The 15,511-nt window shown below is 72.2% G+C and carries 12 protein-coding genes; 10 read left to right on the forward strand and 2 right to left on the reverse strand.

The window, feature by feature from the left end:
- Positions 1-30 precede the first annotated feature (30 nt).
- Entirely contained in the window at positions 31-942 is a 912-nt protein-coding gene (locus IF78_RS0101735; RefSeq protein WP_031475403.1) for a LysR family transcriptional regulator, read from the reverse strand.
- Positions 943-1,060: 118 nt separating this feature from the next.
- On the opposite strand from IF78_RS0101735, the gene IF78_RS0101740 reads away from it, so the two are divergent.
- The 7 genes from IF78_RS0101740 to IF78_RS0101770 all read left to right on the forward strand — a co-directional run bounded on the left by IF78_RS0101740 (position 1,061) and on the right by IF78_RS0101770 (position 8,064).
- A complete protein-coding gene (locus tag IF78_RS0101740; protein WP_031475402.1) occupies positions 1,061-2,044 on the forward strand; it encodes a fumarylacetoacetate hydrolase family protein in 984 nt (327 codons plus the stop codon).
- Positions 2,041-3,003, forward strand: a complete 963-nt coding sequence (locus tag IF78_RS0101745) for a cyclase family protein (protein ID WP_031475400.1) — start codon at positions 2,041-2,043, stop codon at positions 3,001-3,003. The genes IF78_RS0101740 and IF78_RS0101745 overlap by 4 nt, the downstream gene beginning before the upstream one ends.
- 239 nt (positions 3,004-3,242) lie before the next feature.
- Positions 3,243-4,406, forward strand: a complete 1,164-nt coding sequence (locus IF78_RS0101750) for an FAD-dependent oxidoreductase (RefSeq protein ID WP_051827448.1) — start codon at positions 3,243-3,245, stop codon at positions 4,404-4,406.
- Complete coding sequence (locus IF78_RS0101755) at positions 4,403-5,449, forward strand: amidohydrolase family protein (protein ID WP_031475396.1); 1,047 nt, start codon at positions 4,403-4,405, stop codon at positions 5,447-5,449. Before IF78_RS0101750 ends, IF78_RS0101755 begins: the two co-directional genes overlap by 4 nt.
- A complete protein-coding gene (locus tag IF78_RS0101760; protein ID WP_031475394.1) occupies positions 5,446-6,384 on the forward strand; it encodes a VOC family protein in 939 nt (312 codons plus the stop codon). Before IF78_RS0101755 ends, IF78_RS0101760 begins: the two co-directional genes overlap by 4 nt.
- A 13-nt stretch (positions 6,385-6,397) precedes the next feature.
- The gene (locus IF78_RS0101765; RefSeq protein WP_031475392.1) at positions 6,398-7,324 is read left to right on the forward strand and encodes a fumarylacetoacetate hydrolase family protein; all 927 of its coding nucleotides are present in this window, start codon (positions 6,398-6,400) and stop codon (positions 7,322-7,324) included.
- Positions 7,321-8,064: an SDR family NAD(P)-dependent oxidoreductase gene (locus tag IF78_RS0101770; protein WP_031475390.1), complete on the forward strand. Its 744-nt coding sequence runs from the start codon at positions 7,321-7,323 to the stop codon at positions 8,062-8,064. Before IF78_RS0101765 ends, IF78_RS0101770 begins: the two co-directional genes overlap by 4 nt.
- 96 nt (positions 8,065-8,160) lie before the next feature.
- Here the strand turns inward: IF78_RS0101770 and IF78_RS0101775 are convergent, their stop codons facing one another.
- Positions 8,161-10,641, reverse strand: coding sequence for a SpoIIE family protein phosphatase (locus IF78_RS0101775; RefSeq protein ID WP_031475388.1), 2,481 nt, complete (start codon positions 10,639-10,641; stop codon positions 8,161-8,163).
- A gap of 614 nt (positions 10,642-11,255) precedes the next feature.
- Here IF78_RS0101775 and IF78_RS0101780 point away from each other — a divergent pair.
- The 3 genes from IF78_RS0101780 to IF78_RS0101790 all read left to right on the forward strand — a co-directional run bounded on the left by IF78_RS0101780 (position 11,256) and on the right by IF78_RS0101790 (position 15,502).
- Positions 11,256-13,328, forward strand: a complete 2,073-nt coding sequence (locus IF78_RS0101780; RefSeq protein ID WP_031475386.1) for a SpoIIE family protein phosphatase — start codon at positions 11,256-11,258, stop codon at positions 13,326-13,328.
- Positions 13,329-13,501: 173 nt separating this feature from the next.
- On the forward strand, positions 13,502-14,260 hold the full coding sequence (locus IF78_RS0101785; protein WP_031475384.1) for an IclR family transcriptional regulator: 759 nt from the start codon (positions 13,502-13,504) through the stop codon (positions 14,258-14,260).
- A gap of 105 nt (positions 14,261-14,365) precedes the next feature.
- On the forward strand, positions 14,366-15,502 hold the full coding sequence (locus IF78_RS0101790) for a PP2C family protein-serine/threonine phosphatase (RefSeq protein ID WP_199921337.1): 1,137 nt from the start codon (positions 14,366-14,368) through the stop codon (positions 15,500-15,502).
- Positions 15,503-15,511 lie beyond the last annotated feature (9 nt).

Consider the following 15,511-nt stretch of genomic DNA (forward strand, 5'->3'; position numbering starts at 1 on the left):
CATCGTGGCACTCACCGTAGGTCCGTAACCTCAGCTCCCGTCCGTCAGCGTCGCCCCCACCTCCGCCGCCTTCTGCCGCAGCCAGATGTGCGCCGCGTCCTGCGCATGCACCGGATGCCACCACAACGCCATCTGCACCGGTACCGCCTCGAACGGACAGGGCAGCACCCGCACCCCCGCCGACCGCACCGCGCTGCGCGCCAGCCGCTCCTGGATCATCGCGACCCTGCGGGTGCCCTTGACCATGTACGGCAGCAGTTGGAACGTCTGGACCGAGACCTCCACATGAGGGCTGATGCCGAGCATGCTCAACTGGCGGGCGGCGGGGGCGTCGTACGGCCGCTGGTAGACGGCCCAGGGCAGCCGGGCCAGGTGGTCGAGGGTGAGGGCGTCGCCGACCTCGGGGTGGTCGTCGGCGATCATGCACAGCCAGCGGTCCTGGTAGAGGTCGATGGCGGGGAAACCGTCGATGACGCCGTGCGGCATCAGCAGTCCGTCGACTGTGCTCAGCAGGGATGCGGTGTTCTCGGTGACGGAGGGCGCCGGGTGCTGGAAGGCGAGCCGGATGCCGGGCGCCTCGTGGTGGACGGCGCGGGCGAGCGCCGAGCCGAACACCGCCGTGCTGTAGTCGGAGGCGAGGAGTGTGAACTCGCGGGACTCGGCGCCCGGGTCGAAGTCGGCCTGGCTGGCGAAGACGCGTTCCAGCAGGTCGCAGGCGGTGGCGCTGCGGTCCCGCAACGCGACGCCGAGCGGCGTCAGTTCGTAGGAGTTGCCGGTCCGGGCGAGCAGTTCGTCGTCGAAGTGGCGGCGCAGGCGTGACAGTGCCGCGCTCATCGCCGGCTGGCTGAGTCCGATGCGCTCGCCGGCCCGGGTGACGTTCCGCTCCTCCAGCAGCGCGCGCAGGGCGACGACCAGGTTCAGGTCGAGTCGGGACAGGTTCACCGGGCACCACCTGGCAAGAGGGCCATCCATGTCGTGGATGCGGTGCATCCACAAGATTGATTTCCGTGATCAGTCGAACGGGGTCAGAGTAGACCGCAACCCAGCAGGAGGAAATCTGATGGCAACGCTCGCGCAACCTGCCGGCCCGTTCGCGCTCGGCACGTTCTCCGCCCCGGGCGGGGACCCGTTCCCCGGTCTCCTGGCCAGGGGCCGGGTGCTCGACCTGGGCCGTGCCCTGGACTCGGCGCCGTCCGAGGTGCGTGCCGTACTGGAGCGGTGGGCGGAGACGCTCCCGGTGCTCCGTGCCCTGGCGGACGACGACGAGCAGGAGTGGCAGCCTCTGGAGGGCCTGCGGGTGCACGCCCCCGTCGAGCCCCGGCAGATCTTCCAGTCCGGTGCCAACTACCGGCAGCACGTGATCGACCTGGAGATCGCCCACCGCTCCCCCGACGACCCGCGCTCGGTCGAGGAGGCCCGCGCCGAAATCGCCGCCGTCATGGACCGGCGGGCCGCCGAGGACCTGCCGTACGTGTTCATCGGCCTGCCGAGTACCGTCGCCGGTCCGTACGACGATGTCGTCCTGCCCGCGTGGGCCGAACAGCCCGACTGGGAGCTGGAGTTGGCGGCCGTGATCGCCAAGCCCTGCCACCGGGTGTCCGTGGCGGAGGCGCTGGAGTACGTCGCCGGGTACACGATCGCCAACGACCTCACCGACCGGGCGACCGTCTTCCGGCGGGACATGAAGGCCATCGGCACCGACTGGCTGCGGTGCAAGAACGCCCCCGGTTTCACACCGCTCGGGCCGTGGCTCGTCCCCGCCGAGTCGATCGCCGACCCCGGCGACCTGCGGGTCACCCTCAAGCTCAACGGCGACACCATGCAGGACGAGTCCACCAAGGACATGCTCTTCGGCATCGCGCGGCTGGTGTCGTACATCTCCCAGACCGCCCGACTGCTGCCCGGCGACCTGGTGCTGACCGGCAGCCCCGCCGGCAACGGCATCCACTGGGGACGGCTGCTGCGCGACGGCGACGTCATGGAGGGGTCGATCACCGGGCTGGGCGTGCAGCGCACCCGCTGCGTGGCGGAGAAGCGGCGATGAGCCCGAACCGGCAGGACCCGGAGGGCGCCGTCGCCGAAGCCGCCAAGGCGTACTCCAACTGGGGGCGCTGGGGTGAGGACGACGTACTCGGCACCCTCAATTTCCTCGACGAGGCCAAGCGCCGGGAGGGCGCCGCGCTGGTGCGGCGGGGCGTGAGCTTCTCGCTGTCCCAGCGATTCGACATGAACGGCCCGCAGAAGGGCTGGCGCCGACGCACCAACCCCGTGCACACGATGCTCGACACCGGCACCGACGCGGCGCTGGGCAACCAGGGCTTCCCGCACGGCATCGGCGGCGCCGACGACGTGATCGCGATGCCGCTGCAGTGCTCCACCCAGTGGGATGGGCTCGGGCACATCTTCGACCACGGCAACGCCTGGAACGGGCGGGCGGCGGAGACGGTCGTCACCTCCGACGGCGACCTCGTCACCGGCATCGAGCACATGGCGCCGTACGTCGCCGGGCGTGGCGTCCTGCTGGATGTGGGCCGCGTGGTCGGCGAGGGTGGAGAGCTGCCCGACGGTTTCGCCGTCACCGAGGAGCACCTGGCCGCGACCGCCGAGGCGCACGGGGTGACCGTCGGACGCGGTGACATCGTCGTCGTACGGACCGGGCAGCTGGCCCGGGTGCGCCGCGACGGCTGGGGCGACTACGCGGGCGGGCCCGCGCCGGGGCTGTCCTTCACGACGGCGGGCTGGCTGCACCGTACCGAGATCGCCGCGATCGCCACCGACACCTGGGGCTTCGAGGTACGGCCGAACGAGTTCGAGAACGCCTTCCAGCCGCTGCACCAGGTCGTCATCCCCAACATGGGGCTGCTGATCGGGGAGATGTGGGACCTGGAGGCCCTCTCCGAGGACTGCGCCGGTGACGGCGTGTACGAGTTCTGGTTGACCGCCGCTCCGCTGCCCATCACCGGCGCCGTCGGCTCCCCCGTCAACCCCATCGCCGTCAAGTAGCCCCCGGCTGCCGACGCCGTCACACATCCCCGGCGGCACATCCGACCCCCTGGCCACCCGCCAGTCCGCTCACTGCCGGGTGGCCGCTCACACCACCGACTTCGAGTATCCGCCGAGATCGTCCGGCCCGCACTCGGAGCGTGCCGAGCATGCACCTACCCCACCCACCGCACCCGCCGCATCCCCGTTACCCCAGCCGCCCGACGCCGTGCGGCCCAACCTCGGGAGGGACCCCCGACATGACCGACAGCCGCACCCTCCCCCAGCCACCGGCTGGGGGCACCCCCACCGTCCTCGTAATCGGCGGGGGCGCCGCCGGCAACGCCGTCACCATCCTGCTGCGCCGCGCCGGCATCGCCGTCGACCTGGTCGAGGCCAAGCCCGACTGGAACGCCACCACCGGCTCCGGCATCACCCTCCAGGGCAACGCCCTGCGGGTGCTGCGCGAACTGGGCGTGTGGGAACGGGTGGCGGCTTCCGGATTCCCCTTCGGCACGTTGGGCATCACCACCCCCGACGGCACCGTTCTGCATGTCGCCGAGGACATCCAGACCGGCGGCGAGGACCTGCCGGCCACTCTCGGCATGCGGCGCCCGCAGCTCCAGCAGATCCTCATCGACGCGGTCCGCGCCTCCGGTGCCACAGTGCGTCTGGGCACCGTCGCCGAGGTGCTGGAGCAGGACGCCGATGGCGTCTCGGTGCGGTTCAGCGACGGCAGCGAGGGCCGCTACGACCTGGTGATCGCCGCCGACGGGCTCAACTCCGCCACCCGCGCCGCGATCGGCATCACCGACAAGCCCGAGCCGACCGGCATGGCCATCTGGCGCATCGCCGCCCCGCGCCCCGAGGGCGTGGAGCGCAGCGACCTGGCCTACGGCGGGCCCGCCTACATCGCCGGATACACCCCCACCAGCGAGAACACCATCTACGCGTTCGTCGTCGAGGGATGCCGCGAGCGCTCCGGCGTCGACCCCGCCGACCGCGCCGACGAGATGCGCCGGCTGGCGCAGTCGTACGGCGGGGCCTGGCCGGAGATCACCAAGCACATCACCGACCCGCAGCAGGTCAACTACACCTGGTTCACCCGGATGCTGGTCGAGGGTTCCTGGCACCGCGGCCGGGTCGTGCTCGCCGGCGACGCCGCCCACTGCTGCCCGCCGACCATGGCGCAGGGCGCGGCCATGTCCCTGGAGGACGCCTCCGTCCTCGCCGAGCTGCTGACCAGCGGCCGGAAGTGGGACGACGAGCTGTTCCAGGCCTACTACGACCGCCGGGTCCCCCGGGTGCGCACCGTCGTCGACGCGTCGGTGCAGATCGGCCAGTGGCAGCTGGACCGCGTGCGCGACGCCGACGTGCCGGGGCTGATCGGCCGCACCATGAACGTCCTCAAGGAGCTCCCGTGACGGTCACCGCATCCTCCGCGCCGACCATCGACGTCCACGCCCACCTCCTGCTCCCGGAGATCGAGGAGGCCGTCGCCGGTCACTCAGGTCTCGCCGAGGCCCGTGCCCTCGACGCCCGCCGCAACGGGCCCGCGGCCCTCGCCGTGAACGGCCCCATGGTGGGCGCGCGTGTGCCGAGGCTGACGGAGGTCGCCGTGCGCCTGGCGGCCATGGACGAGGCCGGCGTGGACGTGCAGCTGGTGAGCCCTTCGCCCGGCCACTACCACTACTGGGCCGACCCTCAACTGGCCGAGCGCATCTGCCGGTTGGCCGACGAGGGCACCGCCGCACACTGCGCCAAGGCCCCCGACCGCCTGCACGGCCTCGGCCTCATCCCCCTCCAGCACCCCGACCTCGCGGTCGCTCTGCTCGACCACGCGCTGGAGCAGGGACTCAAGGGCGTCGAGATCTCCTCGCACGCGCCCGGCCCGGGAGGGACACGGGAAGTCGAGCTCTCCGACCCGCGGCTCGCGCCCTTCTGGACGCGCGCGGAGGAGACCGGCGCCCTGGTCTTCCTGCACCCGTTCGGCTGCACGCTCGACGACCGGTTGGACCAGTGGTACCTGTCCAACACCGTCGGCCAGCCCACCGAGAACGCCGTCGCGCTGTCCCATCTGATCTTCTCCGGCACCCTGGACCGCCATCCGGGCCTGAAGCTGGTGGCCGCGCACGGGGGCGGCTACCTCCCCACCCACATCGGCCGCTCCGACCACGCCTGGCGGGCCCGCCCCGACGCCCAGGTCTGCTCCCGGGAGCCGAGCAGCTACCTGGGACAGCTCTACTTCGACTCCCTCGTCCACGACCCGTACGTCCTGCGGGAGTTGATCCGCGTCGTCGGCGCCGACCGGGTCCTGCTCGGTTCCGACTTCCCGTTCGACATGGGCACCGAAGATCCGCTGGGCGCCCTGCGCGCGGCCGGCCTGCCCAACCACGACTTCCACGCGGTGCGGGGCGGCAACGCCGCCGCCCTGCTCAACCTCGCCCGAGGAGGAACCCCCCGATGAGCAACCGTCTGCTCACCCACCTGCGGCACGTCGACCTGGCCGTGCCCGACTACGACAAGCAACTCGACTTCTACGCCGGCGTCTGGGGCCTGACCAAGGTCGCGGAGGACTCGGGGATCTCCTTCCTCGCCGCCGAGGGCAGCCCCGAGCAGTACGTCGTGCGGCTGCGCAAGGCCGACGAGAAGCGCCTCGACCTGGTCTCCTACGGCGCGGGCAGCCCGGCCGACGTGGACGCCCTCGCCGAGCAACTCCTCTCCCAGGGCGTGCAGTTGATCGCGCGGCCGGGGAAGATCGACACCCCCGGTGGCGGCTACGGCTTCCGCTTCTTCGACGGCGACGGCCGCACCATCGAGGTCTCCGCCGACGTCGAGGCCCGGCAGCACCGCCGGATCGAGGAGAAGGAGGCCATCCCCGTCCGCCTGTCGCACGTGGTGCTCAACTCCCCCGACCTGAACAAGACCCGCGAGTGGTACGAGACCCACCTCGGCTTCCGTCTCTCCGACACCCTCAGCTCGCCGCACATGGGCGAGGTCATGCACTTCATGCGGATCAGCAACCAGCACCACTCCATGGCCATCGCCCAGTGCCCGCACACCTCGCTGCACCACATCTCCTTCGAGATGCGCGGCCTGGACGAGTACATGCGCGGCTCCGGCCGGGTGATGCGGGCCGGCGTCCGCAAGATCTGGGGTCCCGGTCGGCACATGGCCGGGGACAACACCTTCACGTACTTCCTCGACCCGCACGGCAACACCGTCGAGTACACCACCGAGCTGGAGGAGCTCGACGAGGACACCTGGCACCCCCACGTCTACGACTTCTCCCAGCCCGAGGTCACCGACCAGTGGGGCACGGCCAACCCGATGAACGAGCTGGTCGCCAAGGAGTCGTTCAACGACGTCGACCGCGGCTGCTTCGTCGCCCCGCCGGTGTAAGGGGCGCCGACGCTTGCGCATCGTCACCTACCTGTACGAGGGGCGCCGTCACTGCGGGGTCGTGGAGGACACCCTCGTCCGCGCCCTGCCGGACGGCACCTCCCCCCTCGACGCCCTGGGTGCCCGCCCCGTGGGTAAAGCCGTCCCCCTGTCCGACGTACTCCTGCTGCCGCCCCTCCAGCCGCCCACCGTGCGGGACTTCGTCACCTTCGAGGAGCACGTGGAGGGCGTACGGCGCTCGGTGGACGGGGCCGTCGGCGTGCCGGAGCGCTGGTACGCGGCGCCGAGCTTCTACTTCACCAACCCCTACGCGGTGTACGGCCCGCACGACGACATCCCCATGCCGCCTGGGTCGGCCGTGCTCGACTTCGAGCTGGAGGTCGCCGCCGTGATCGGCCGCGAGGGCCGTGACCTCACCCCCGAGCAGGCCCGCGACCACATCGTCGGCTACACGATCTTCAACGACTGGTCGGCCCGTGACCTGCAGTCGGCGGAGATGAAGGTGGGACTCGGCCCCTGCAAGGGCAAGGACACCGCCACCACCCTGGGCCCCTGCCTCGTCACCGCCGACGAGCTGGAGCCGTACCGGGACGCCGACGGTTTCCTGCGGCTCGCCCTGACCGCCGAGGTCAACGGCCAAGTCGTCGGCCAGGACCTGCTGTCCAACATGAGCTGGACCTTCGAGGAGATGGTCGCCTACGCCTCGCGCGGGACCTGGGTACGTCCCGGAGACGTGCTCGGCTCCGGGACCTGCGGCAACGGCGGCTGCCTGGCCGAGCTGTGGGGCGTGCGCGGCAGGCAGGACCCGCCGCCGCTGAAGCCCGGTGACACCGTGACGCTCACCGTGGAGGGCATCGGTTCCGTGTCCAACACCGTGGTGCCGGGGGTGGATCCGGTGCCGGTACCCACGGGCCGCCGCCGCAGCCGGGAGCGGCCGTGAGCGAACCATGTCCCAGGAGGCTGCTCGGGAAGGTCGTGGTCGTCACGGGAGCGGCCTGTGGCCAAGGCGCCGCCGAGGCCGAGGCCCTGGCACGCGAGGGCGCCCGGGTGATCGCCACCGACGTCACGGAGGCACCCGGATGCCGCCGGCTCGACGTCACCAGCGACAAGGAGTGGGCCGCACTCGCCGCCGAGCTCGGGGAGTCGTACGGCCATGTCCACGGCCTGGTCAACAACGCGGGCATCACCTGGCGGGCCCGCCTCGGTGAGGTGCGTCCGGAGGATTTCGCCCGCGTCCATGCCGTCAACGTGACGGGGCCGCTGCTGGGCATCCAGCATCTCGCCCCGCTGATGCCGCCGGGCTCGTCGATCGTCAACGTCGGCTCGACGGCCGCGCTCACCGGCCACTACCCGGTGGCCTACACGGCGAGCAAGTGGGCGCTGCGGGGCCTGTCCAAGGCGGCCGCCCTGGAGCTCGGCCCGCGCGGCATCCGCGTCAACACCATCCATCCCGGCTACATCGAGACCGAGATGACCGCCTCCGCGGCCCCCGCCTTCCGCGAGGCGAACATCCGCGAGACGCCGCTCGGCCGCACCGGAACCGTGGACGAGATCACCCCGCTCGTGGTGTTCCTGCTGTCCGGCGAGGCGTCCTTCGTCACCGGCGCCGAGATCCCCGTGGACGGGGGTCTCACCGCGCACGGCGGCGTCAAGTCCCTCTCGGACGCCCTGCGTTCGTGAGACGTCACTGCGAGAAAGGCCCCTTGTGAACAAGGTCCGACAAGACGGGCCACCCGCGCTCGTAGGCGAGCGCGCCGGGTGGACTCGGCGCATTGTTCAGGCGATTTCCTGTTCGGCCCAGATGATCTTCCCATCGGCCGTGTAGCGCGCCCCCCAGCGATGGGCGAGCTGAGCCACCAGAAACAGACCCCGGCCGCCCTCGTCCGTGCTCCGAGCATGCCGCAGGCGCGGAGCGGTGCTGCTGGCGTCGGCGACCTCGCAGGTCAGGCGGGAGTCGCGAAGCAGTCGTAGGCGGATGGGGGGGTCGGCGTAGCGGATCGCGTTGGTGACCAGCTCGCTGACGATCAGCTCCGTCGTCATGGCCAGTTCTGCGAAGCCCCAGGCCTCCACCTGGCGGGTCGCCCGGGCCCGGACGTCGGCGACGGCGGCCGGGTCCACGGGCACCTCCCACGAGACGACGTGCTCGGCCCCGAGGGCGTGGGTGCGCGTCAGGAGCAGGGCGATGTCGTCGGGCTGTGGCGCGGGCACGAGCTGGCGAACCACGGACGAGCACAGGGTGCCGAGGTCGAGGTCACGCCGGGACAGCAGGTCGCCGAGCCGGTGCATGCCCCGCTCCACGTCGCGGTCGACCGCCGCGACGAGGCCGTCGGTGTAGAGGCCGAACAGGCTGTTCTCGGCGAGCTCGATCTCGTCGGCCTCGAACGCCATCCCGCCCAAGCCGAGCGGCGGCCCGGCGGGGAGCTCCGGGAAGGTGACCTGTCCGTCGGGTGCGACGACGACCGGGGGCGGATGCCCGGCCCGGGCCATCGTGCAGCGCCTGGTGACCGGATCGTAGACGGCGTACAGACAGGTCGCGCCGAGGAAACCGGTCGTGCTCCGGCGCATCGCCTCGGCGTCCTCGGCCGTGTCGCCGTCGGGCTGCTCCTCGCTGAGCCGCAGGACGAGGTCGTCGAGGTGGGCCAGCAGTTCGTCGGGGGGCATCTCCATGTCGGCGAGGGTCTGTACGGCGGTGCGCAGCCGGCCCATGGTTGCGGCCGCGGTGATGCCGTGGCCGACGACGTCGCCGACGACGAGGCCCACCCGGGCGCCGGACAGCGGGATCACGTCGAACCAGTCGCCGCCGACGCCGCCCGTCGGATCCGCCGGCAGATAGGAGGAGGCCACCTCCAGTGCCGTACCGCCCGTCAGTGCCTGGGGCAGCAGGCTGCGCTGCAGGGTGACGGCCGCCGTGTGCTCGCGGGTGTAACGGCGGGCGTTGTCGACGCACAGCGCCGCCCGGGCGACCAGCTCGCGGGCGACCAGGATGTCGTCGGGCTGGAACGACACGGGATTGAGCGACCGTACGAACGTGGTGAGGCCCAGGGCCGTGTTGCGTGCCCGCATCGGCACGGAGATCAGGGAGTGCAGGCCGAACTCCCGCATGCTGGCGGCTCGCTCGGGCTGTTCGGTGGCCCACAGTTCGTCCGACGGGTCGAGGACCGGGATGAGGATCGGCTCGCCGTCGATGAGCAGGTTCGCGTCGTGCGGCGGAGGCACGAAGTCCACCCGGTCCCCGACCCGCGCGACGGCCTCCGGGGCGCCCTCGCGCACCGAGCTCAGGCCGGCCCGGCGCATCACGGGCTTGGCGGGGGCCGGACCCGCGTCGGTCAGCCATGCTCCGTGGCCCTCGGTGCTGAGGACGGGCTCGAGCAGGTCCACGAGGACGAAGTCCGCGAAGCGCGGGACGGCGAAGTCGGCGAGCTCCTGGGCGGTGCGCAGCACGTCCAGCGTCGTGCCGATCCGTGTGCCGGCCTCGTTGACCAGCGCCAGCAGCTGGCGGGCGTTCCAGCGCTCGGTGACGTCCAGGACCATGTAGCAGACCCCGGTGATCGAGTCGTCGGCGTCCACGAGCGGGAAGAAGGACGTGGAGTAGGCGTGCTGGCGGTGGGGGTCGGCCCAGCTCCATCCGACGTACTCGTAGTCGGTGACCGGGACGCCGGTGTCGAGGACCTTACGCATCAGGCCCTCGATGGTCTCCGCCTGCAGCCCGGGCAGCAGTTCGCTCAGCCGCTTGCCGAGGCGCTGCTCACGGGGTACGCCGCCGAAGCGCTCCAGGGTGTCGTTCAGCCAGACGTAGCGCAGTTGCGTGTCCATCACGGCCATGCCGACCGGCGAGCGGGTCAGGAAGCCGTCGAGGACGGACTGGCCCACCGTCCACTGCGGCCGCCGCTCCCGCGCCGAGATCAGAAAGCACTCGTCGGCGCCGATCCGGAAGGACGCGGAGACCCGCAGGTCCACGTCGATACGGCGGCCGTCGCGGTGCCGTAGCGGGATGAGCCCGCTCCACCCCATCCCGGCGCGGCAGCGCTCCGCGACGCCGGCCACCCGCATCGGATCGCCGGGCATCGCCAGCAGGCGCGCGGCCGGGCCGCCGACGATCTCCGGGGCCGGGTGACCGAGGAGTTCCTCGGCGGCCCGTGTCCAGCCGAGCACCACGCCGTGTCCGGACAGCACCGCCGCCGCGTCGGAGGACGCGTCGAAGAGCGCGCGCGGTCCTTCGGACGTGGGCGCGTCCCGTTCTTCTCGCGGTGCATCCATGGGTCCTCACGCAGCGTCCATGGGTCCCGTCCCGTACACGACCATGTTCCTGCTTGTCCGCCCGATGTGCACGGGCCGACGGGCACCGGCCCGTCCGGAGGGGCGGGCTTGAGGCACGCGGGACGGGCAGAAGGGCGGGGGAGGAAGGAGCCCCGATCCGCACGGGCGACGGCCCGCCTGTCCCGCGTGCGGGCTTGGGGCGCGCGAGCTGGACACGTCGCGCCAGGCCTCAGGAGCCCGAGCCGCAGTGACCGACGGTCCTGGCCAGTCACGAAAGCCCAGTTCAGGCACGAGGAGGGAAGAGCCCCGATCCTCACAGACCGACGCCCCCCGTCCGTCCCGAGGGCCGGGTCGAAGGCGCGGGGATGAAGAGCCCCCGTCCTCACAGTCCGACGCCCCCGTCCGTCCCAACGCCGGGCTTGAGGCTCAGGCACGGCGGAGTCCCGATCCGTGCAGGTCGGCGGCTTCATGTGCCGTCCCGAGGGCGGGCTCGCGGCGGCCGGGCTGGGCAATGCGCCGGGGCGAGGGGAGCATGGAGGTGCCGGTTGGCGTTGCCGTGGTACCCGGGGGTGGCCGGGGTCGGCAGAGCTGCCGGCCGGTGCGGAGGAGCTGGGATGACAGCCGAATCCGAATCCTTCCAGTCCGACGGTGGCGGGTACGGCCAGGAGCCGCCCCGCCCGACCGGCCTGCTGGACGTGTTGAGCGTGGCCGCGGTGGTCGTGGACGCCGCCGGGCGCATCGTGTTCTGGACCCCGCAGGCCGAGGAGTTGTTCGGCTACACCGCCGAGGAGGCGCTCGGCACGTACGCCGCGCGGCTGTTCATCCACGCCGAGCACCTGCCCGCCGTGGCCAAGCTGTTCGCCGACGTGCTGGAGACCGGCCGTAGCTGGGCCGGCGCCTTCCCGGTGCGGCACAAGGACGGCAGCACCCGGCTGACGGAGTTCCGCAACATGCGGCTGCTGGACGACCTCGGCGACGTCTACGCCCTCGGCATCGCCGCCGACCACTCCCTGCTCCAGCGCGTCGAGACCGACCTGGCGCTGTGCGAACGGCTGATCAGCCAGTCTCCGATCGGTATCGCCCTCCTCGACCCCGACCTGCACTATCTGCTGGTCAACCCGGCACTGGAGCGCATCGACGCCACCCCGGCGGAGGAGCACATCGGCCGCCGGCTGCGGGAGACCCTGCCGCTGCCCGACATCGACACCATCGAGTCAGCCCTGCGCCAGGTCCTGACCACGGGCACTCCGCTGCTCGACCAGTACCACGTGGGCCGCCCGCCGGCCGACCCCGAGCACGAGCACGCCTGGTCGCTGTCCTTCTACCGGCTGGAGGACTCCGGCGGGCGGGTCCTGGGCGCGGCCATCTCGTTCGTCGACGTCACCGAACGGCACCGCGCGGCCGCCGAGGCCGACCGGGCCCGGCGGCGCCTGGCGCTGGTCGCCGACGCCTCCACCCGCGTCGGCACCACGCTGGAGGTGGAGCAGACCGCCCGCGAACTGGCCGACATCGCCACGCCCGAGCTGGCCGACGTGGTCGCCGTGGACGTCCTGGACTCCGCGCTGGCCTGCCGCCGTATGCGCAAGCCGGACAACGGCCCCGAGCTGTTCCGCTCCCTCGCCCTCAAGGCCGCCTACCCCAGCGTGGCCCTGCGCGCCGCCGACCCGCCCGGTGACCTCGCCGCCTACGACGGGGACCGCCTGGTCACCCTGTGCGTACACACCGCCCGCCCGGTGCTGGTGCGTCATGTCGGCGAGCACGATCTGCGGCGCATCGCCCGGGACGACGAGGCCACCTCGCTGCTGGCACGCGCCGGCGTGCACTCCTATCTCGCGGTGCCGTTGATCGCGCACGGTGAGGTGCTCGGCGCCCTGGATCTGAAGCGGACCCGCAACCCGGTGCCGTTCGACGAGGACGACGTGGTCCTGGCGAGCGAGCTGGCCAGCCGTACCGCCGTCGCCATCGACAACGCCCGCTGGTTCCAGAGCGTGCGCAACACCGCCCTCACCCTGCAGCGCAGCCTGCTGCCCGACCACCCTCCGCACCACACCGGCCTGGAGCTCGCCTCCCGCTACCAGCCCGCCCAGGCCACCACCGAGGTCGGCGGCGACTGGTACGACGTCCTCCCGCTGACCGACGACAGAACCGCCCTGGTCGTCGGCGATGTCATGGGCAACGGCATCGACGCCGCCGCCACCATGGGCCGGCTGCGCACCGCCACCTGCGCCTACGCGGACCTCGACCTCGAACCCGGCGCGGTGCTCCAGCACCTGGACAAGATCACCTGCGATCTGGAGCACTACATCGTGACCTGCCTCTACGCCGCGTACGACCCCCTCACCAGGCGGTGTCACATCGCCAACGCCGGACACATGCCGCCCGCGCTGGCCCGCCCCGGCCGCCCGGCCGAACTGCTCGAACTGCCCGCCGGGGGCCCGCTCGGCGTCGGCGGCATCCCCTTCGGCACCACCACCGTCGCCCTCGACCCCGGCGATCTGCTGGTCTTCTACACCGACGGCCTCGTCGAGACCCGCCACCACGCCATCGACGACCGGCTGAACGTCCTCCTCGGCTTCCTCGACGAACCCGGCCGCCCCCTGGAGGAGACCTGCGACCTGCTGCTGTACGGGCTGCGCCATCCCGACGACCACGACGACGTCGCACTGCTCGTCGCGCGGGTCCTTTAGGGCCGACCCGTCCGACGGACCATCCCGGCGTCGCGGGGACCAGGTCTTACTGCCGTGCCCTCCGCCGTCGCCCGGCGCTCGGGTCGGCCGAAGGGCTCGGCTTCCCGGATCCGGTCCGATCCGCCGGGCAGGCCCTGCTTGCCCACGGCCCGCGCCCGGCGCACGCTGTTCGTATGGGTGCTGAGAGCGGCCCTACGCTCATCTCGTCCGTCCAGCGCGCCTTCCGCCTGCTGGAGGCGGTGAGCGCGCACGAGAACGGCGCGCCCGCCAAGCAGCTCGCCCGGGAGACGGGCCTGCCCCTGGCCACGGCCTACCACCTGCTGCGGACGCTGGTCCACGACGGATACGTGCGCAAGCTCGACGACGGCGGGTTCATCCTGGGCGAGCGGCTCCAGACACTGCACACGGCGGGCCGGACGCAGGCGCTGCTGAGCCGGATCCGCCCCACGCTCGCCGCGCTGCGGGACGAGCTGTCGACCGCCGCCTACCTCACCTTCTACGAGGAGGGCGAGATCCGGGTCGCCGAGATCGTCGACGGGCCGCGTGCGCCCCGGGTCGATCTCTGGGTGGGGTTCGAGGACGCCGGGCACGCCACGGCGCTCGGCAAGTCGGTGCTGCGCGAGCTGGACGAGGAGGCACGCAAGGACTACCTCTCCCGGCACGCGCTCGCCGACCTCACGCCCAGGACGATCACCGACCGTCCGGAGCTGCTCCGGCGGCTCGCGGCCGAGCCGATGGCCCCGGCCGTGACCGACCTGGAGGAGTACGCCCTCGGTACGGTCTGTGTCGCGGTGCCCGTCTACAGCGGGACCACGCTCGGCTCGCTCGGCGTCTCGCTGCGCGCCGACCGGCTCTCCCGGCTGGAGGAGATCAAGGAGCGCCTGATCCCGACCGCGAGCCGGGTGACCAGAGGGCTGTCGCTCACTATCTGAAATTGCGCTCCTTGTCCCGTCCGGGCATCACCCGATTTCATGAATAAACCGGACATAAAACGAGGGTGCCTGCCCCCGCGCACAAGTGAGGACAGCGGACAAGACATGAGCCACGCCCCAGACCACGGTCGTGACCACTGGCCGAGGCGGTTGGTCGCCGTTACGCCCGTACTGCCGATACTGATCGTCTCCGCCCTGGTGCTGTTCGATCTCATCGGCGGATCGGGGATGACGTGGGTCCCGTTGCTCGCCACGGGCCCCGCACTCGCCGCCACCACCTGCGGGCCGCGCTGGGTCGTTCTCGTGGGGCTGCTCGCGGTAGCCCTGTGCGTGACCCTCGGCATCCGCGGCGGCGCCCCCGGCACCGAGCTGGCGATCGCGCTCGCCGCCCTCACCGTGGTCACCCTGGCATGCGGCCTCACCAGCGTGCTGCGCGGGCGGCGCGAGCGGGTGCTGGCGGCGGTCCGCTCGGTCGCCGAGGCCGCCCAGCACGCGCTGCTGCAGCCCATACCGGCGACCGTCGGGCCGTTCCGGGTGGCCGTGCGCTACAGCGCCGCCGCGGCGGAGGCCCGGATCGGCGGCGACCTCTACGCGCTCGTGTCGACGCCGTACGGCGTCAGGCTGATCGTCGGCGATGTCCGCGGCAAGGGGCTGCCCGCCGTGGGGACCGCCGCGCTGGTGCTCGGTGTCTTCCGCGAGGCCGCCTACGACGAGCCCGACCTCCTCGCCGTCGTCGCCCGGATCGAGCGGAGCCTGGCGCGCAACCTGGGCAGCGACGACTTCGTCACCGCCGTGGTCGCCGGGTACCCCGGGGAAGGGCAGCTGGAGGTGGTCAACTGCGGCCACGCGCCGCCGCTGCTGGTGCGCGACTGCGCCGTCGTCCCGGTGGACCCGGACCGCCCGGCCCCGCCCCTCGGGCTGCGCACCCTCTCGGGCGAGACGCCGTCACTGCAGGTGCTGCCCTTCGCCGACGGCGACCAACTGCTGCTGTACACCGACGGCGTCACCGAGGCCCGCAACCACGCCCGCGAGTTCTACCCGCTCGCCGAGGGCCTGGCCCGCCACACCTGCGACGAGCCGACCCGCACCGTCACCGCCCTCCACGACGAACTGCTCGCCCACGTGGGCGGCCGCCTCCACGACGACGCTGCCCTCCTCCTGCTCCACAAGCCCACGGCCCCCGAGACGGCAGTCACCCACTCGCCGGCCGCCACCGACCGCACCGTACGCAGCTGTACCTAGCTGCCGCGC

Origin of the sequence: Streptomyces bicolor, from assembly GCF_000719285.1 — a bacterium.
Classification (GTDB): Bacteria; Actinomycetota; Actinomycetes; order Streptomycetales; family Streptomycetaceae; genus Streptomyces; species Streptomyces bicolor.